At 59.5% G+C, this 17,694-nt stretch carries 15 protein-coding genes; 5 read left to right on the top strand and 10 right to left on the bottom strand.

Annotated elements, in window-relative coordinates; genetic code table 11:
• Window positions 1-39 precede the first annotated feature (39 nt).
• The 4 genes from LAO20_05945 to LAO20_05930 all read right to left on the bottom strand — a co-directional run bounded on the left by LAO20_05945 (window position 40) and on the right by LAO20_05930 (window position 1,941).
• Window positions 40-357 (bottom strand): ATP synthase F0 subunit C, encoded by a 318-nt coding sequence (locus LAO20_05945; GenBank protein MBZ5530953.1) that lies wholly within the window; start codon window positions 355-357, stop codon window positions 40-42.
• 79 nt (window positions 358-436) lie between these two features.
• Window positions 437-1,177, bottom strand: coding sequence for a F0F1 ATP synthase subunit A (gene atpB / locus LAO20_05940; protein MBZ5530952.1), 741 nt, complete (start codon window positions 1,175-1,177; stop codon window positions 437-439).
• A gap of 21 nt (window positions 1,178-1,198) precedes the next feature.
• The gene (locus LAO20_05935) at window positions 1,199-1,681 is read right to left on the bottom strand and encodes an ATP synthase subunit I (GenBank protein MBZ5530951.1); all 483 of its coding nucleotides are present in this window, start codon (window positions 1,679-1,681) and stop codon (window positions 1,199-1,201) included.
• Window positions 1,678-1,941: an AtpZ/AtpI family protein gene (locus LAO20_05930; protein ID MBZ5530950.1), complete on the bottom strand. Its 264-nt coding sequence runs from the start codon at window positions 1,939-1,941 to the stop codon at window positions 1,678-1,680. Before LAO20_05930 ends, LAO20_05935 begins: the two co-directional genes overlap by 4 nt.
• Window positions 1,942-2,057: 116 nt before the next feature.
• On the opposite strand from LAO20_05930, the gene LAO20_05925 reads away from it, so the two are divergent.
• The 5 genes from LAO20_05925 (at window position 2,058) to LAO20_05905 (ending at window position 6,827) form a co-directional block, all read left to right on the top strand.
• Window positions 2,058-3,107: a folate-binding protein gene (locus tag LAO20_05925; protein ID MBZ5530949.1), complete on the top strand. Its 1,050-nt coding sequence runs from the start codon at window positions 2,058-2,060 to the stop codon at window positions 3,105-3,107.
• 15 nt (window positions 3,108-3,122) lie between these two features.
• Complete coding sequence (locus tag LAO20_05920; GenBank protein MBZ5530948.1) at window positions 3,123-3,740, top strand: DUF1844 domain-containing protein; 618 nt, start codon at window positions 3,123-3,125, stop codon at window positions 3,738-3,740.
• Entirely contained in the window at window positions 3,737-4,510 is a 774-nt protein-coding gene (locus LAO20_05915) for an MBL fold metallo-hydrolase (GenBank protein ID MBZ5530947.1), read from the top strand. Before LAO20_05920 ends, LAO20_05915 begins: the two co-directional genes overlap by 4 nt.
• Complete coding sequence (locus LAO20_05910; protein MBZ5530946.1) at window positions 4,507-5,448, top strand: bifunctional riboflavin kinase/FAD synthetase; 942 nt, start codon at window positions 4,507-4,509, stop codon at window positions 5,446-5,448. Before LAO20_05915 ends, LAO20_05910 begins: the two co-directional genes overlap by 4 nt.
• Before the next feature lie 110 nt (window positions 5,449-5,558).
• A complete protein-coding gene (locus LAO20_05905) occupies window positions 5,559-6,827 on the top strand; it encodes an MFS transporter (GenBank protein ID MBZ5530945.1) in 1,269 nt (422 codons plus the stop codon).
• Between the two features lie 175 nt (window positions 6,828-7,002).
• Here LAO20_05905 and typA read toward each other — a convergent pair whose 3' ends face one another.
• The 6 genes from typA to LAO20_05875 all read right to left on the bottom strand — a co-directional run bounded on the left by typA (window position 7,003) and on the right by LAO20_05875 (window position 17,693).
• Window positions 7,003-8,838: a translational GTPase TypA gene (gene typA, locus LAO20_05900; protein ID MBZ5530944.1), complete on the bottom strand. Its 1,836-nt coding sequence runs from the start codon at window positions 8,836-8,838 to the stop codon at window positions 7,003-7,005.
• Window positions 8,839-9,135: 297 nt separating this feature from the next.
• A complete protein-coding gene (locus tag LAO20_05895; protein ID MBZ5530943.1) occupies window positions 9,136-11,244 on the bottom strand; it encodes a PEGA domain-containing protein in 2,109 nt (702 codons plus the stop codon).
• A gap of 172 nt (window positions 11,245-11,416) precedes the next feature.
• A complete protein-coding gene (locus tag LAO20_05890) occupies window positions 11,417-12,403 on the bottom strand; it encodes a hypothetical protein (GenBank protein ID MBZ5530942.1) in 987 nt (328 codons plus the stop codon).
• Window positions 12,400-13,017: a hypothetical protein gene (locus tag LAO20_05885; protein MBZ5530941.1), complete on the bottom strand. Its 618-nt coding sequence runs from the start codon at window positions 13,015-13,017 to the stop codon at window positions 12,400-12,402. Before LAO20_05885 ends, LAO20_05890 begins: the two co-directional genes overlap by 4 nt.
• Before the next feature lie 275 nt (window positions 13,018-13,292).
• Window positions 13,293-14,357, bottom strand: coding sequence for a GDP-mannose 4,6-dehydratase (gmd, locus tag LAO20_05880; GenBank protein MBZ5530940.1), 1,065 nt, complete (start codon window positions 14,355-14,357; stop codon window positions 13,293-13,295).
• Between the two features lie 90 nt (window positions 14,358-14,447).
• Complete coding sequence (locus tag LAO20_05875; protein MBZ5530939.1) at window positions 14,448-17,693, bottom strand: error-prone DNA polymerase; 3,246 nt, start codon at window positions 17,691-17,693, stop codon at window positions 14,448-14,450.
• Window position 17,694 lies beyond the last annotated feature (1 nt).

Below are 17,694 nucleotides of genomic sequence, written 5' to 3'. Positions count from 1 at the left end.
CGGCCACATAGCCGGGCTCTTGAAAACTCTTCCGAGTTGTTACTTAGTCGGCGAAATGCGGAAGGCGATCACCAGCGCGTACAGCGCCAGGGACTCAATCAGCGCCAAGCCGAGCAGCAGAAAGATGAAGATTCCTGGACGGGCGCCAGGGTTGCGGGCCAGGGCTTCCACGGCGGAGCCAGTCGCTCTGCCTTGTCCCAAGCCGCAAAGACCGGCGGCGATGCCCATGCAAAGACCGGCGCCGATGGGGATGGACCAACTGCTGGTGATCGGGCTGCCGCCGCCCTGGGCGTACACCGGCGAGGCCACGCACAGCAGGGCCATCATCAGAAAGACAAAGATCATTGTTTTGCGCATTGTTTCTCCTATGAAATCAGCTTCCAGTGGGTGGTTGGCTTCCGCCCTGGGGGACGGGGCCCTCACGCTTGAAGCTTGTTTAGTGCTCGTGCGAAACCGCACCTTGCAGGTAAATCGTGGTCAACAAAATAAAAATGTACGTCTGCAAAAACGAAACGCCCACGTGCAGCAGCAGGAAAATCACCGGAATGCCCACGGGGACGAGCGTGAAAAACGCCAGCGTTACCATATCGCCGGCAAAAATGTTGGCATAAAGACGGATGGTGAGCGACATCACACGGGCCAGGTGACTAATCAACTCAATGGGAAGCAGCAGCCATGCCATCCACCACACCGGACCCATGAAATGCTTGATGTAACCCCAGACGCCCTGCTCCCGCAGGCCGTGCAGGTTGTAAAAAATGAACGTGACGAAAGCGCAGCCCAGGGGGACCGTGGGGTCGGCGGTGGGCGATTCAAACCCGGGAATGAGCCCGATCAGGTTGCAGAACAGAATCAGAAATCCCAGCGAAGTCAGGTATGGAGCAAAGCGTTTGCCGCCGTGTCCAATGATGCTCTCACACTGGTCAGCGATAAAGCCGTGCAACATTTCGAACATGTGTTGCAGTTTGCCGGGCTTGTCCACGGAGAGGCCTGACCGCACCAGCAGGAACAGCAGCAGGATGAAGCCCACTACCAGGACTTCCATGGCTACCGCATTGGTAATGGGAGTGGCCGCGTCGGCAGGATGAAACGGCGCCGGCAGCTTCTCAAGAAGGGCGTTCACGGGGCCACCCACGGCCCGGTTGAGGATTTCAGTGAACCACAGTTGTTCCTGCATTCGTCAGCTTAGTCCTGGAGATTAGAATCCTGTCCGGAGCGCCTTGTAGGTTTCATACGCAGCTTCCATCAAGATTGCTCCAACTGGCAGAGACAACCCCGCAAAGAGACCGTACAAGTTGTTGGCAGAACTATTCAATATAACATAGCCAACCAGGGCGATCAAAAAGTAGCGGAGCAGGAAACGGAACACCACGCCGGCGCGCGACGGCCCTCTTCCCGTGGCTCCAACGCGGTCGGCCATGGCCTCAATGGTGCGCCGCAGCCAGTGAAAATTCACGATCGCGATGACGGTCCCGGCGAGGAAACTCAGCGCCAGTCCTGCCCCGAATTTGATCGCGATGACGGGCAATCCGGCCGCGGCCAGCGCCACCATAAAGATCACCAGCCGGCGATAGATGATGAGATGGAAGGTGTCCGGCGTCTCTGACGGCTGGGCTTGGGCTGGCAAATCCGCCGCCACTTTGTCCGCAGGGGCGTCACCGGTTGGTCCAGGGCCGCTCAATCTTTGAACTCCTCAGACATGGCGGTGCGGATGAAATACACAAATCCTGCAATGATCCCAAAGATCAGGCCTCCCAGGGGCAGCCAGTCCCAGTGCAGCCAGCGCTGCAGCAGTTCGCCCAGCAGCCAGCCAATCACCGTGGCCGCCGGAAGAGTCATCCCCAACTGGATGTACCGCTCTGCGCCCACCCATACCGACTTGGCATCTTTGGGGCTTGGCTTGCTGGGTTGCTCGGGGTTGGAGCCGGGTTGTGCAGGCATCAGTTCCATTCTCCGGCGCGGCCTCGCCTTATGCAAGTGATGGCAGGCCGCCTTGCCGCGAGGGTTCAGGCAGCGGGTTCGCTATAATCAGTTATTCGGCTTTCATTTTGGCATCCATGACAGAGACGACCATCCAGCAGCGGCTCTCCTTGCCCCGCGCCCAGTGGGGCGAATACTTGGGCGTGGAAACCCCGCTCAGCTTTGGCGATTCCGGCTCAGAACTCCGGGCGCTGAGGACTGCCTGCGGAGCTTTTGATCTGGGCTGGCGAGCGCGCATCATCGCCGGCGGCAAAGACCGCACCCGCTGGCTGCACAACATGGTGACCAACAACGTCCGCGACCTGGCGCAGGACCGCGGCAACTACAATTTTGTGCTCAACGCGCAAGGACGCATCCTGGGCGACTTATGCATTTTCAATCGCGGTGAAACTTACTTGCTGGAGACCGATCGCAAACAGGTGGAACCGCTGCTCACCGCCATTAAGCGCTTCATCATCATGGACAAAGTTGAGCTGGCGGAATTCGGCGCTCTGGTGGCCGTTGGCGTCTGCGGGCCGCAAGCCGGAACAGTTCTTGCCGACGCGGGCTTTGAAGTAAATGGAATGGAGCCGCGGGAAGTCCGCACTGGCGACAAAGTTTTTCCCGGGGCGGAGATCATTCGCGGCGGGCAAAACAAGCCGGGCTGGTATGAAATATGGTGCGGGCCGGCGAGCGAGCAATCGCTTTGGGATTCGCTGGTAAAAGCCGGGGCACAGCCCGTTGGAGCACATGCGCTGGAATGGTGGCGAATTCTGCAAGGCGTCCCGCAATATGGCCAGGACATCCGCGACCGTGACTTGCCCCAGGAAACCGGCCAGGCGCAAGCGCTCAGCTTCAACAAAGGCTGTTACATTGGCCAGGAGATTGTGGAGCGCATACGCTCGCGCGGCCAGGTGCATCGCCAGTTCACCGGCTTTGAGTTTGAAGGCGATCCGGCTCCGCCGGGTAAATATGAGTCCGATGGCCGCTTGCTGGCCGAGATCACCAGCACGGCAGTCATCCCCGTGGACGCAGGAGAAAGAAAGATTGGGCTGGGCTACGTTCGGCGGGAAACCGCGGAAGCCGGTCCGCAAGTGGACTTGAACGGCCATCAGGCACGAATCGTTGTGCTGCCGTTTGCAATCTAATCGAATCGAGGGAGTATGACCGAAAAGAAGCAGGACTTTGTGGTAAGTGATCGACGCCGCTTTGGCGACGAAGGCGAATTGCGCCCCGACTCTGCGGGAGCGCGGGAAGAAGCCGAGGCCGAAGCAGCCGCCAAAGCCGCGTCGCCGCCGGCCGCAACCGCACCTCCACCGGCAGAAGGCGCGCAGGGCGACGGCACAACGCCGGGGGCGGGCGAAGAAGAAGCCATGCCGGAAGCGCCCGCCGTGGAAGAACAGCTTGAACAGCATGAAGCCTACAAGGCCTCCGGCAAGAAGCTGGATGACCTCTTCGCCGCCAAGCTGGGCGCGCAAGGCGGTTATCCGGAGATGACTTTCGATAAGGTGGTGGAGTCGTTCTACATGAGCGCGCTCATCCAGATGGGCGCCGTGCGCTCAGAAGGCGAGCCGCCCAGCGTGGATATCATCGGGGCGCGCCAGACCATAGATTCGCTCACCATTTTGCATGACAAAACTGTAGGCAATCTCAACGACCGCGAACTGACTCTGCTGCAGAACGTTCTGTTCGAACTGAGAATGGCGTGGATTGAACTCACCAACGCCATCGCCAAACGCGCTGCGAACCCGCCGGCAGAAACGGCGCCTCCACAAAAATGAAGGCGACGCTTACCGTGCTGGGCAGCGGCACGTCCATGGGCGTGCCCACCATCGGCTGCACCTGCCGGGTGTGCGGTTCCATCGACCCGCATGACCAGCGCACGCGGCCTTCCGTGATGGTGGAATATGACGGCCGCTGCGTGCTGATTGATACCACGCCGGACTTTCGGCAGCAGGCGATCCGCGAAAAAATCACCCGGCTGGACGCTGTTCTCTACACTCATTCCCATGCCGACCACATCCTCGGCCTGGATGACGTTCGTCCCCTGAGCTTGCGCCGCGAAGAAAAAATCCCGCTCTATGCGGACAGCACCACCGCTGACGCCATTGAGAGTGTTTTTCGCTACATCTTTGACGCGAACTACAAATATGGCGGCCTGGCCCGGGTGACCATGAACCGCATCAACGGCTCAGTAGAGCTGTTCGGCGCGAGCTTTGAGCCGGTGAAGGTCCTGCATGGCGACGCCACCATCCACGGGTTCCGTTTTGGCGGCGCCGCTTATCTCACCGACTTCAGCGAGATTCCTGCGGAATCCATGGGCCGGTTGCGCGATCTGGACGTCCTGTTTCTTGACGCACTCCGCCACAAGCCGCACCCGACGCACTCCACCGTGGACAACTCACTGCACCTGGTGGACGAATTAAAGCCACGCCGCGCGTTTTTTACTCATATCGCGCACGACCTGCCGCACGAAGCCACCAACAAACTGCTCCCCGGCCATGTACGCCTGGCGTATGACGGCCTCAAATTGGAGTTTGACATCGCATGAGGATCTTGCGGTCTCTGCAGGAAGTCCCCGGCGATCTGGGCCCGACCGTGGTGACCGTGGGGAATTTTGACGGCGTCCACTGCGGCCACCGTCAGGTGCTGAAGGAAGTGGTTCGGCGCGCGCAGGAGACTGGCAGCAAAGCTGTGGCCGTGACTTTTGATCCTCATCCCCTGCGGATCTTGCGTCCGGATATTGCTCCCCGGCTGATCACCCCGCAAAGCATCAAAGAATCGTTACTCGCGCAGAGCGGGCTGGACGAGCTGCTGATCATCCCGTTCACGCGCGACTTTTCCATGATCACACCGCGCGATTTTGCCGCCGACATCCTGGCCGGCAAGCTGCAAGCGCAGGAAATTCACGAAGGCGAGACTTTTCATTTTGGCCACAAAGCGCAGGGCAATACCGAACGGCTCAAAGAATTCGGCCGAGAACTTGGATTTTCCGTCGTCAACTATCCCTTGTTGCTGTTGCGCGGCAGTCCGGTGTCGAGCAGCCATATCCGCGGGCTGATTGCCGCGGGAAAAGTCAGCCGCGCGCGTCGCCTGCTGGGCCGCGTGTTCTGCATCATCTCTACTGCCGGACGCGGACGCGGCTACGGCCACAAATACACCGTTCCGACCATCAACCTCAGCCGCTATGACGAACTCGTTCCCCAGAACGGCGTCTACCTCACGCAGACGCGAGTCGGCGGGGAGACCTTTAACTCCGTGACCAACGTGGGCAACCGGCCCACCTTCGGCGCTGATTCCTTCGCCATTGAAACCCATCTGCTCAACTTCCATCCGCTGGATATCACAGCGCAAACTGAAGTCGAAGTATCTTTCCTGCGCTGGCTGCGGACGGAGATCAAATTCCCTTCCGTGGAAGCGTTGAAAGAGCAGATTCGACGAGACGTGCGCAGGGCGGAGCGATACTTTGCTCGATTAACAAAAGCATGAACCACAAAGGGCACGAAGGAACACCAAGGTAATCCGTAAAGGACCGAAAGCCACCTTTGTGGGTCATTGTGTCCTTTGTGGTTAGGTCTCCTGATAGAATTCACGCGCCCATGGCCACCGCTACAGTCCCGTTCTCAGAAGTCACGTCCGCACAGAAACGCACGCTGGTCGCAGCCGCGCTGGGCTGGGGGCTAGACGGATTCGACGTCCTGCTCTACAGCAACGTGCAAGTCCACGTGATGATGGCGCTGGGCATCCATGACAAAGCCACCGCCGGCCTGCCCAATGCGTTCATGCTGCTGGCGTCCGGCATTGGCGGCGTATTGTTCGGGTTTATTGCCGACCGCATCGGCCGAACCAAGGCGCTGATGCTGAGCATTCTTACTTACTCGGTATGCTCGCTGGGCTCCGGGCTTTCCACTTCTCTCGGCGTTCTCATCTTTTTCCGTTTCGCTCTGGGGCTGGGGATGGGAGGCGAGTGGAACACCGGCGCAACTCTCGTCGCCGAAACCTGGCCGGTGAACTTGCGCGCCAAAGCCATCGCCATCGTGCAAAGCGCGTGGGCCTGGGGACTGGCGGCCGCGGCGCTGGTTACAGGACTATTCTTTCGGATTTTTCCCCAGGACCCTTCCAAACACGATTTCATGCACCAGACTTGGCGATTGGTTTTCCTGGTCGGCTTGCTTCCCGCGCTGGTCACCTTATGGATTCGCAAGAGTGTTCCCGAATCCGAGATGTGGAAGCAGCAACGCGCCAAGCAAGAGGCTGCGCCATTCTCTGAGATCTTTTCTCCCGCACTGCGCAAGAACACCATCGTCCTCTTGCTCTTGAACATTTTTGGTCTGTTCGCCTGGTGGGGACTGTTCAGCTGGATGCCGCCCTACCTGACTTTGCCGGTGGACAAAGGCGGCCGCGGCTTCGGCCTGATGAACACCACCACGCTGCTGGTGACGCTGAACCTGCTTGGCATGTTTCCCGGCTATCTTTGCTATGGCTGGATCGCCGACCGGATGGGCCGCCGCCGGTCGCTGGTGCTCTTTACGCTATGCGCCGCACTGCTCATCCCCGCTTACGCCGCGGCACGCTCGCCGTGGCTGATTCTGGTGCTGGGAGTGTTGGTCGGGTTCTTTGGCACCGGGTTCTTTGCCGGCTCGGGAATCGTGGGCAGCGAGATCTTCCCCACTCGCGTCCGTTCCCGCGCTCTGGGATTCACGTACAACGGAGCGCGCGCGCTGAGTTGCGTTGCTCCCTACACGATTGGCCGCGTCGCCGACGCCCACGGCCTAAGCTGGGCTTTTACCACCTGCGCCGTAGCATTCTTGCTGGCGATGGTGATGGCCACTCAGTTGCCGGAGACGAGGGGAAAACAGCTCGAGTAGTGTTTCTTTATCCCGAGCGGAGCGAGGGAACCCTATCGGCTCCACGCTCGCTTGCGCAATTGGTTTTTTGGCCTAACAATGCGCGTCGGCCAGACTCCCGCATTTCATCGTGATCATAGGAATCCCTCGCTCCGCTCGGGATTGCAGAAGGAAGCTTCACTGTACAGGTCTGAACTTACACAACCGCCGGTGCATTCGCCGGCAGGGCCGCGTTCTTCTTCGGCCGTCGGTTGGCTTGCAATATTTTTTTTCGCAGACGCAGGTTCTTGGGCGTGACTTCCACCAATTCGTCGTCGGCCACGAACTCAATGGCCTGTTCCAACGTGAGGTTCTTGAACGGAATCAGGCGAATTGCTTCGTCGGCGCTGGAAGAGCGCATGTTGGTCAGCTTCTTTTCGCGGACGGCGTTTACGTCCAGGTCAACTTCGCGCGCGTTCTCGCCGACGATCATTCCTTCATACAACTCCACGCCCGGGCCGACAAACAGCACGCCTCGCTCCTGCAAACTCCACAAGGCATAGGCGGTGGAGTGCCCGCCGCGGTCGGACACCAGGGCCCCGGTCATGCGATGCGGGATTTCGCCCAGCCATTCGGTGTATCCGTCAAAGAGCGAATTCAAGATCACCGTGCCGCGCGTTTCCGTGAGCAGCTCTGAGCGCAGGCCGATCATGCCGCGGCTGGGGATGGTGAATTCCAGGCGCACGCGGCCGGAGCCGTGGTTGTGCATCTTGAGCATGTGGCCTTTGCGCGATCCCAGCTTTTCAATCACCACGCCGATGAACGCTTCCGGAATGTCCACCATCAATTTTTCTTGCGGCTCCATCAGCTTGCCGTCAATCCGCTTGGTGACGATCTCAGGCTTGCCCACAGCCAGTTCAAAACCTTCGCGGCGCATGGTCTCAATCAGAATGGCGAGTTGCAGCTCGCCCCGGCCTAATACCTTGAAAGAATCCGTGTTGTCAGCCTCTTCCACGCGCAGGGAAACGTTGGTGAGCAGCTCTTTCTCCAGGCGGTCGCGCAGATTGCGGGAAGTCACGTAGGTGCCGTCGCGTCCGGAAAAGGGTGACGTGTTCACGGAAAACTGTATCGCGATGGTCGGCTCGTCTATGGCGATATGGGGAAGCGGCGCCGGGTTCTCCACATTGGTGATGGTTTCGCCGATATTGATACCTTCCACTCCGGCGATGGCCACAATGTCGCCGACTTCGGCTTTCTCAATGTCCACGCGCTTGAGTCCGCTGAAGGAAAACAGCTTGGTAATCTTTACCTTTTCGAACGCGCCGCCCAACTTGGCGATGGCCACTTCTTCTCCGGCATGCAGCGTGCCGTTGAACACGCGGGCAATGGCCATGCGGCCGAGATAGTCGCTGTAATCCAGGTTGGCGACGAGAATCTGCAACGCGTTGGCGGCGTCGCCGGCGGGCGGCGGAATCGTCGCCAGAATGGCGTCAAACAATGGGCGCAAATTCTCCCCGGCAACGTTCATATCGGCCGACGCGGTACCGGCCTTAGCGTTGGTATAGAGCACGGGAAAATTCAGCTGGTCTTCATGCGCGTCCAGGTCAATGAACAAATCGTAGATTTCGTTCAGGACTTCCTGGGAGCGGGCGTCCGGGCGGTCAATCTTGTTGATCACCACCACCGGAGGCAGTCCGGCTTCCAGGGCTTTGCTCAGCACGTAACGCGTTTGTGGCAGCGGGCCTTCGCTGGCATCCACCAGCAGCATCACGCCATCCACCATCTTCAGCGCGCGCTCCACCTCTCCGCCAAAATCGCTGTGGCCCGGCGTGTCCACAATGTTGATCTTCACGTCGTGATACAGAATCGCGGTATTCTTGGCCAGGATGGTGATGCCTCGCTCGCGCTCCAGAGCATTGGAATCCATCACGCGGTCCACTAGGGCCTCATTGGCGCGAAAAGCGCCGCTTTGGCGAAGCATGGCGTCCACCAGTGTGGTCTTGCCGTGATCAACGTGCGCGATGATGGCGATATTGCGAATAGCAGAATTCAACTTGAGCAAACTCCTGTAATCATCCCAGTTACCATTGTAGCGGACAAACCGTTCATGGGCCGCGCATGATCTGTGTTACAAGCTCAAAAGCGGGCCAAAGCCCGCGCCAGCCTTGATCGGCCGGACGATTTTGGCTTTCCGTTCGACAAGGCGGCAAATCATTGTCTTTGCGTTTTTGCAGCACACCGTCGCAAGCGGGCTGAAGACTGCGACAAATGCAGATAAGCGGCGCCGGCCGTTACCAATAAACACGGGCGGCACCCATGTGCCGCCCACGGCCAGACGCCCGGCAACGTTCTACCGGGCGAGAGATCTGGAGATTTTGATCCGGTCATCAATCCCCACAATTGCGTTTTCGTGCAATGGTTTGTATCCGTCCTTTTGCAGCACGATGTCGTAGTTGCCGGCTTCCACTTCAATCTCCAGCGGAGTGGTCTTTTGCAGCGCCAGACCGTTGATGACAACCTGCGCGCCTTTCGGCTCGCTCTTGATTTCAATGCGCGACATTCCTTGCGACGATCCGCCGCCGTTGAATATCTTGCCTACGCCGCCGCCTTTCACCTTGATGTTGTCGGTGCGGCCCGCCACCATCAAATTGGGCGCATAGCCAGCCGCCTGCCCCGCAACCAGATTGATTTGCGTGTTGGCGTCCAGATAGCCGGGCTTGCGGACGGCAATGCTGTGCGTCGCGGGATCCAGCATTAATTCCGTGGGCGTCGCCTTGCCGGTGTCACGGCCATCCACAAAGATGCTGGCGCCCGCAGGCGTGCTGGCGACGTTCACAAATCCTTTGACCGCGTTGAGCCGGACGTCAAGATTGGCGCGGCCGCCGGCGCTCACTTGTATGCTGCGTGTTTCCGGCGCGAACCCTGGCCGGCTGATCGTGACCTTGTATGTGCCGGGAGACAGCGGTCCCACAGTTTGCGGCGTCCTCCAGGACTGGCCCGCTCGTCCTTCAATTTCCACGGTGGCGCCAGCGGGAGTAGAGGTAACCGCAAGCTGGCCTTCCGCGGCCGTCGTCGGGGCCGGTTGGATCATGACTTGCGGCACACGTGCCGCGTTTCTGGCCGCTTTGCCGGGACGCGTCCTGCCGGAAGGCTGCGGCGCCTCGGAAACGGTTGCCACGGGCTGGTCCTGCGTAAACGGCGGTGTGTTTGCGGTTGGGGCTGCGGTCGGGGCCGCGGCCGGGGCGGCCGGCGTCCTGGTCTGCGCAACTTGGGAGTCCACCGGTAGATCGCTCGGCTTTCGCTGGAAAAACATTGCCAACGCACCGACCACCAGCAGTCCGCCTACCACGGCGCCCACCAGCTTCCAGTGGTTGGAGGTGTTCACCGTCACTCTTGCCGAAGTCGGCGGAGGCGGTACGCGGCTCTTGGTCGTGCCGGGACTGGTCGCGGTCTTCGGCGTCGCCACACTCGCGTTGAACTGGCTCGCGGAAAACGATCCCGTCCCAAACTGATTTGCCGAAAACTGGCCTGTGGAATTTGCCGCTGGAACTTTTCCAGTTGCCGGCTTCACCGGCGCTGTGCGCGGCTCCTTCATGGCCTGTTCCAGCGCAGTGACAAACTGTTGTCCGCTCTGAAACCGCTCTGCCGGGTTTTTGGAGAGCCCTTTCAGGACCACTCTTGAAATCGCCTCCGGCACGCGTCCGTTCGCCACGTTGAGCGGATGCGGCATGGAGTCCGTGATGGCGCGGTCCACTTCGCCCAGATGCTTGCCGGCAAACGGGCTGCGCGTGGTGTACAGTTCGTACAAAATCGTTGAGACGGTAAACCAGTTGCCCGCGCGGTCCGCGGGCTTGTTTTTGACTTCTTCCGGCGAAAGGTACGGCGCGTTTTCCAGCTTCTTGACCGGTGTTTGTGAAAGCAGGTTCTTGTCGCGCAGCAACCCGAAATCCAGGACCTTCAGCGTGCCATCCGGCAACAATTTGATGTTGGACGGATTCAGGAAATGGTGGACGACGCCCTTGCTGTGGGCAAAGTCCAGCGCGGCGCAAAGCTGTTTGGCGATGGCCAGCACCTCATTCAGCTCCACCATGCGCGCCGCCATCACCTCTTTCAGGCTTTGGCCTTCGATGAACTCCGCCGTCACGAAAACGTTGAAATCCTTGTAGCCGCAGGTGTACAGGTGCGCGATGTTCGAATGGTCCAGCGCACTGGCAGCTCGGGCTTCGGCGACGATCCGGTTCAGCAGTTCGCTGACGTCGTCCAGCCATTGCGGTACCTCAAACTGGCGCAGCGCAGTCACCCGTTCGGTGAGCGGACTTCTGGCCTGGTGGACCACGCCAATACTGCCTCGCGGCAATTCCTTCACTAGTTCAAGGCGGTCCGTGCGCGGCGTGGCAGACGTGCCTGCCGCGGCAGGCGCGGCGGCATCTTCGGGAGTCGTAAGTGTGTTCTCTTGCATAGGTAATACCCGCGCAAGTCCTGGGGAGGAGGAGACGAGAGGATCATACCTAAGACCGGCGCTGTATCGTCCTAAAGAACACTGTCCGACGATTACTATGGTAATTGCGGAAATTTGTTCATGTACTTTATCTTCAGCAAGTTACATGGAATTTAAAGGAAGGCTTAAATGTTCAGTTCGCCTGCCGCCAGCTCACGACCTGTACCTCCGAGCGGCCTACTTTTCTTGATTTTCCGATAGCCAGATCCAGCTTGTAGACATCGGTTACTAAGTCCGGGTCCACCCATTGGTGGAAAAGCAACTGTTTTCCGTCTGGCGACCACACAACCGGAAAGAACAGCGGGCCTCGGCCCCTGCCGGCGCCCTGCTGGCCCACCGTAAAGAGCAATCGCTTTTCTCCCGTGCTCTCCCGGATGGCAAAGCAGCTCTTCCGGTTGCGCGCGAAGTAGGCGACTTCATCGCCCACCGGCGACCACGAAGGCTCCACTCCTTCAGCCAGCTCTTTGACTGCTTTTGACTCCAGGTCCACCATTCCAATTGCTCCGGCTGAGCTATTGCTGGCTCCCAGGCCACGCCGGCGAAACTCCAGGGCCAGCCGCTTGCCTCCAGGGGCCCACGATGGCGTTGAATAATTGGAAACCTGGTACTCCACGCCTTTGATATCGAGCGCTAGATGCAGTCGCTCGGCGGACCGGCCTGCCTGGGGAACGATGATGTAAATGCTGCGGCCCTGTGCAGGTTCCCCGTCAGCGACTGCGGCCAGCTGGCTGTCATCCGGCGACCAGGCAACACTCCATATGGCCTCTGACTCAAAGACATCTACGGATTTTCCCGCGGCCACATCAAAGACAGCGATGGCTTCCCGTCTTGGCGTGCCGGCCAGTACGTGCACGTAAGCAATTTTTTCTCCCCGGTGAGACAACGCCGGCGTTGCGCGATGAGCGCAGCAGCCCTTGATCTCTGACATGCGCGTCTCCAGCACCAGCGGGACAGATTCGCCTTTCTTCATCAGCAGGACAACATTGGCATTCGAATAGTAGGCAAGCAGTTCAGTGTCCGCGCTCTTGGAAAAAGCCGTCAACTCGGGAAGTCCGGGGAACTGTGTGGCTTTGTCCGGGGTCTGGAGCAAGGCCATGGCGATGATCAGCAACATCCTCAAGGCTTGGCTCCCTTGGGACCTTTGGAACTTGCGACACTGCCTTGGCCGCAGTCGTGATGGGCCCGGAAGCCCGGAGCGCCCTTCATCTGCGGTGGGGTCATTCCCGCGCCGCTGATCAGGTCATATACGTACGTATTGCTATTGTTGAAACAATTCCTGAGAGCCCGGTTGCGGTAATTCTCCGCGCACGCGTTACAAATCCCTCCGGCAATCTCTTTCGCCAGAAGCTTGATCTTCTCCGGCGTGGCATCTTTCACCGGCTTGCAGTAGCCGCCGCGATCAGAGTTGTCAGCGCTCTGGTCCAGGTTCGGTTGCTTGTTGATGTTGTTGGCTTCCAGAGGATGGATCCCTGCGGTCTGTACCGGCGCGCCGAACCCAGGCACGATAACGCCGGCGGGAAAATCCACGTAGCAATGGTGCAGCCTGCTGACAATCGTCAGATTCAGGCCCCGCAGCAGCGGGTTACGCGAGCTGCCCCACTTGGTCAGCGACCGGCAACAAACCTGAAGTTGAGCTTCTGGAGTTGCAGCAGGAGTCGCCGCGGACGCTGTCTGCGCAACCGCTGAAAAGCAGCTTCCCAATACCGCCACCAAGATCGCAGCGTTTTTTTTCACTGGAAGTCTCATGTGCCTCACTCCTGCTGGCTGGGCTGTTGTTCCGATCACGGCAATGATAGGCAAAGTCGGCGATCCTCGCCGCCCCTCCCCTAGCTTCAACTATGATTCTAAATGGTTTATGCGACTCATCCCCAAGTCGCGGCCCTTTCAGATTACCCGATCGCCAACGATGGGAATGAGCAATTTTGCACACTCCTGGCACGCGCGAAAGAGTTCATGGGCAAGCAGGCGTGTCACGTGTCCTATGGTTCGTTGGTGTTTTGGTATAGCGCTTAAGGGCGCGGGCCCCTCTTTTCGAATTCCGCTCTGGCCACTTCCTTACTCACCATCTCCTTGACCAGTTCGGAGAAGCTGGTGCGCGGCTTCCAGCCAAGTTTTTCCCTGGCCTTGGTAGAGTCGCCTAGCAAGCTCTCCACTTCCGCGGGACGAAAGTAACGCGGCTCAATCGCCACCACACGGGCCCCGGTCTTTTCGTCGAAGCCTTCTTCTTGCACGCCCGAACCCTGCCAGCGAATGTTCATCCCTAGCTCCGCCGCCGATGCCATCACAAAATCCCGCACCGAATGCTGGACTCCCGTAGCGATGACAAAGTCCTCGGGTTCGTCGTGCTGCAGGATCAGCCACATGGCTTCCACGTAATCGCGCGCGTGTCCCCAGTCGCGTTTGGCGTCAAGGTTGCCCAGATACACGCAGTCATCCAGGCCCATTTTTACGCGGGTCAAGCCGCGGGCAATTTTGCGCGTCACAAACGTCTCGCCCCTGACCGGGGACTCATGATTGAAGAGGATCCCGTTGCAGCCAAAGATTCCGTACGCTTCGCGATAGTTCACGGTGATCCAGTAGGCGTACAGTTTGGCCACCCCGTAGGGTGAGCGCGGGTAAAACGGCGTGGTCTCCCGTTGTGGGACCTCTTGCGCCTTGCCGTACAATTCAGAACTTGAAGCCTGGTAGAACCTGGTCTTGTTCACCAGCCCCAGCATGCGGATGGCTTCCAGCACGCGCAGCGGACCCAGAGCGTCCGCGTCCGACGTGTGCACCGGTTCTTCAAACGACACCGCAACGTGGCTCTGCGCCGCCAGATTGTAGATCTCATCCGGCTGGACGCGCTGGATGATCCGCGTGAGGTTGCTGGAATCGGTCATGTCGCCGAAATGCAGAAACAGCCGCTTCCCCGCGACGTGGCGGTCCTGCATCAGGTGGTCAATGCGCTCGGTGTTGAATGACGACGCGCGCCGCTTCATCCCATGCACTTCATAGCCTTTTTGCAGGAGAAACTCGGCCAGATAAGAACCATCTTGCCCCGTGATTCCGGTGATCAGTGCCCGTTTATTGGTCATGTGCTTCACAGCATTCTATAGTCACGCCGTGATGCTGGCCAATCGTAAGGCGCACCGGAATCATTCTGATTACATTCCCGGCTGCCGGCGTCAATGGAAATCGTGCGACTGTGTCTCCGCCTCGGTCACAAACAGTGGCGAAATTTTCTGCGCCTTCAAGTGCACGATGCCATCCTGGTTCTGCACGGTTCCCTGGACTTTGAGAAAGCGCTCATGCAGCACCACCGCCGGGTCTTTGCTGTAAACGTCCGGCATAACAATAATGTTGGCGTTGCCGGTTTCGTCTTCCAGAGTGACAAAGATCAACCCTTTGGCCGTGCCCGGTCTCTGCCGGGTAATCACGCATCCGGCCACCACCGCCGGCTTGCCGTGGGGCGTTTCCCGCAGCTCGGCGGCAGAGAGTATCCCCATACGGCTCAACATGTTGCGCTGATAGGCCATGGGATGCGGACCCACCGTAAGCCCGGTCCCGTAGTAGTCGGCGACCAAGCGTTCTTCGGTTTCCATCCTATATAAAGGAGAGGCCGCGTCCGGCTCCACCACGTCCCTGAGCAACGGGCCTACCGGCCGCGCGGCTTTTTCGATCTGCCACAGCGCGTCACGACGATGCAGCGTCGGCGAATTGTTGTTCTTCGCGCCGATTTTATTCAGTGCGCCGATGCGGGCCAGCATTGCCAGGTTCGCCCGGCTCAACTGCGGCACGCGACGCGTCAGATCTTCCGTGGCCGTAAACGGCTGCCGCCGCCGGGCTTCTATCAGTGCTTGGGCGGCGGCTTGTTGAAGCCCGCGCACGTAGCGCAGGCCCATGCGCAGAATCGGTTTCTCGTCGCTACTCTCCAGCGTGCAGTCCCATTCCGAGCAGGTCACATCAATCGGCTTCACCTTCAGCCCGTGCCGCTGCGCGTCTTTGACAATGGTTGCCGGAGAATAGAATCCCATCGGCTGGTTGTTCAGCAGCGCCGCGGTAAACGCCGCCAGATATCGCACTTTCAAAAATGCGCTGGCATATGCGATGAGCGCAAAGCTGGCCGAATGCGACTCCGGAAATCCATACAGCGCAAACGAACTGATGAACTTGACGATGTCGTCCTGCGCTTTGGGCAAAACGCCGTTCGTCGTCATGCCGGCGCGCAACTTGGTTTCAATTTCCTTCATGCGGCGCTCAGACCGTTTGTGTCCCAGCGCGCGCCGCAGCTCCTCCGCTTCGCCTCCGGTAAAGTTGGCGCAGATCATGGCCATGCGCAGCAGTTGTTCCTGGAACAGCGGCACGCCCAGCGTCCGTTTCAGCACCGGCTCCAGCGACGGATGCGGATAGGTCACCGGCTCCTTGCCCTGCCGCCGTCGCAGATACGGGCTGGTCATCTGCCCGGTGATGGGCCCCGGACGGATCAGCGCCACCTGCGTCACCAGGTCATAGAATCGGTCAGGATGGTTGCGCGGCAATGACGACATCTGAGCCCGGCTCTCAATCTGGAACATGCCAATGGTGTCCGCCTTGCGAATCACGTCATACACGTCCTGCGCGTCCGGCGGCAGATGCGCCAGGTCCACCTCTTCGCCATAATGGTCGCGTATCAACCCGATGGAATCTTTCAGCACCGCCATCATCCCCAGGCCGAGCAGATCAACCTTGATGATGCCCAGGTCAGCGCAATCATCTTTGTCCCACTGCACCACCACGCGTCCCGGCATGGTGGCCGGCTCCAGCGGCACCACCGAATCGAGTTGGCCCTGGCAGATCACCATGCCGCCGGAATGCTGGCTCAAATGCCGCGGCAGGTCCTGCACGCGTTCGCACAAATCAAGATACTTGGCGATGCGCGCGTGCGTCAGGTCCAGCCCGGCGTTGGCGAAGTGGCGATCAAACGTGTCCTCCGGCCCGCGCCACTCCCATCCCCCGACGAACGATGACACGCGGTTCAGCGTCTCCGGATCAAACCCGAACACTTTCCCTACTTCGCGCGCCGCCAGCCGTCCCCGATAGGTGCAGACGTTGGCGGTCATCGCCGCGCCCAGTTGCCCGTAGCGCTGATAGACATACTGAATTGCTTTCTCGCGCTCGTCGCCGCTGGGCAGATCGAGATCAATGTCCGGCCACTCGCCGCGTTCTTCTGACAGGAAGCGCTCAAAGAGTAATTCCATGCCGACCGGGTCCACTGCGGTAATCCCCAGCGAATAACACACCGCGCTGTTCGCCGCCGACCCCCGGCCCTGCACCAGAATGCCCTGCTCGCGGCAGTAACGAATAATGTCCCAGACAATCAGGAAGTATCCGGCCAGCTCCAGCTTCTCAATCAGTTTGAGTTCTTTTTCCAGTTGCCGGCTGACGCGGTCGCTGATTGGCTTGTAGCGGTCCGCCGCTCCTTTCATGGTTTGCGCGCGCAGAAAATCAATTTGCCGGCCGCCGTCTGGCACGGGATAGCGGGGGAATTCATAGCCTAGCTTTTCCAGAGAAAAATCCAGCCGCTGCGAAAGCTCAACTGTATTGGCGATGGCTTCCGGCACGTCAGCGAACAACTTCATCATCTGCTTTGGCGTGCGCAGGTGCCGCTCAGAATTTCTGCACAGCAGACGCCCCGCGTCGCCAAGCTCCCGCTTGTTCTTGATGCAAGTGAAGACGTCCAGAATTTCCCGGTCTGCCGCTGTGGCATAACATACGCCGTTGGTCGCCAGCAGCGGCAGCTTCAATTCGCGTGCCAGCCCGATCGCCGCATGGTTGCGCGACTCCTGCCGGCGATCAAAATGCCGCTGCAGCTCCACATAAACATTCTTGCCGCCAAAAACGTCTTTCAATTTGACCAGTAATTCCCTGCCAGCTGACACTCCGCCTCGCTCCAGCGCCTGCGCCAGCGGACCACGCTCATCGCCCGTCAGGCAGACCAGCCCGGACGCGTGTTCCGCCAGCTCTTCCAGCGTGGCCGACGACTCCGCGTGCTTCGCCACCCGCAGCTTCGTTTTGGTCAGCAAGCGGCAAAGGTTCTGATAGCCCGCTCGCGATTCGCACAGCAGAGGATAGCGCGTGACGTTTAGTGCATCCAGCGTTGTTCTGTCAGCAGCTTGGCGTTCAGTACCGTTTTTCCTGTCCTCGCCGGCCTCATTGGCGATACTCCCCGCATCGCCTTCGTTCCTTACCGTGACCTCCGCTCCCACATGCGCGCGAATCCCCGCTTTCTGCGCGCTCATATGAAAGCGTGGCGACCCGTAAAACCCATCGCGATCAAGCAGCGCCACGGCGGGAATGTCCATGTCCGCGGCGATTTTGGTCAGCGCTTCCGGAAGAGATCCGCCTTCCAGAAACGAAAACGCCGATCGGCAATGGAGTTCTGCGTATTTCATA

Source organism: Terriglobia bacterium, assembly GCA_020072815.1.
In the GTDB taxonomy this organism is placed as follows: Bacteria; Acidobacteriota; Terriglobia; order Terriglobales; family Acidobacteriaceae; genus Angelobacter.
Note: the sequence above shows the minus strand (reverse complement) of the source record. Positions and strands in the feature narration are given on the sequence as shown.

What these genes read in the sequence shown, in the direction of transcription:
- LAO20_05945 (MBZ5530953.1), bottom strand. Translation starts at nt 357, where the DNA reads ATGCGCAAAACAATGATCTTTGTCTTTCTGATGATGGCCCTGCTGTGC.
- atpB (MBZ5530952.1), bottom strand. Translation starts at nt 1,177, where the DNA reads ATGCAGGAACAACTGTGGTTCACTGAAATCCTCAACCGGGCCGTGGGT.
- LAO20_05930 (MBZ5530950.1), bottom strand. Translation starts at nt 1,941, where the DNA reads ATGCCTGCACAACCCGGCTCCAACCCCGAGCAACCCAGCAAGCCAAGC.
- LAO20_05925 (MBZ5530949.1), top strand. Translation starts at nt 2,058, where the DNA reads ATGACAGAGACGACCATCCAGCAGCGGCTCTCCTTGCCCCGCGCCCAG.
- LAO20_05920 (MBZ5530948.1), top strand. Translation starts at nt 3,123, where the DNA reads ATGACCGAAAAGAAGCAGGACTTTGTGGTAAGTGATCGACGCCGCTTT.
- LAO20_05915 (MBZ5530947.1), top strand. Translation starts at nt 3,737, where the DNA reads ATGAAGGCGACGCTTACCGTGCTGGGCAGCGGCACGTCCATGGGCGTG.
- LAO20_05910 (MBZ5530946.1), top strand. Translation starts at nt 4,507, where the DNA reads ATGAGGATCTTGCGGTCTCTGCAGGAAGTCCCCGGCGATCTGGGCCCG.
- LAO20_05905 (MBZ5530945.1), top strand. Translation starts at nt 5,559, where the DNA reads ATGGCCACCGCTACAGTCCCGTTCTCAGAAGTCACGTCCGCACAGAAA.
- LAO20_05895 (MBZ5530943.1), bottom strand. Translation starts at nt 11,244, where the DNA reads ATGCAAGAGAACACACTTACGACTCCCGAAGATGCCGCCGCGCCTGCC.
- gmd (MBZ5530940.1), bottom strand. Translation starts at nt 14,357, where the DNA reads ATGACCAATAAACGGGCACTGATCACCGGAATCACGGGGCAAGATGGT.
- LAO20_05875 (MBZ5530939.1), bottom strand. Translation starts at nt 17,693, where the DNA reads ATGAAATACGCAGAACTCCATTGCCGATCGGCGTTTTCGTTTCTGGAA.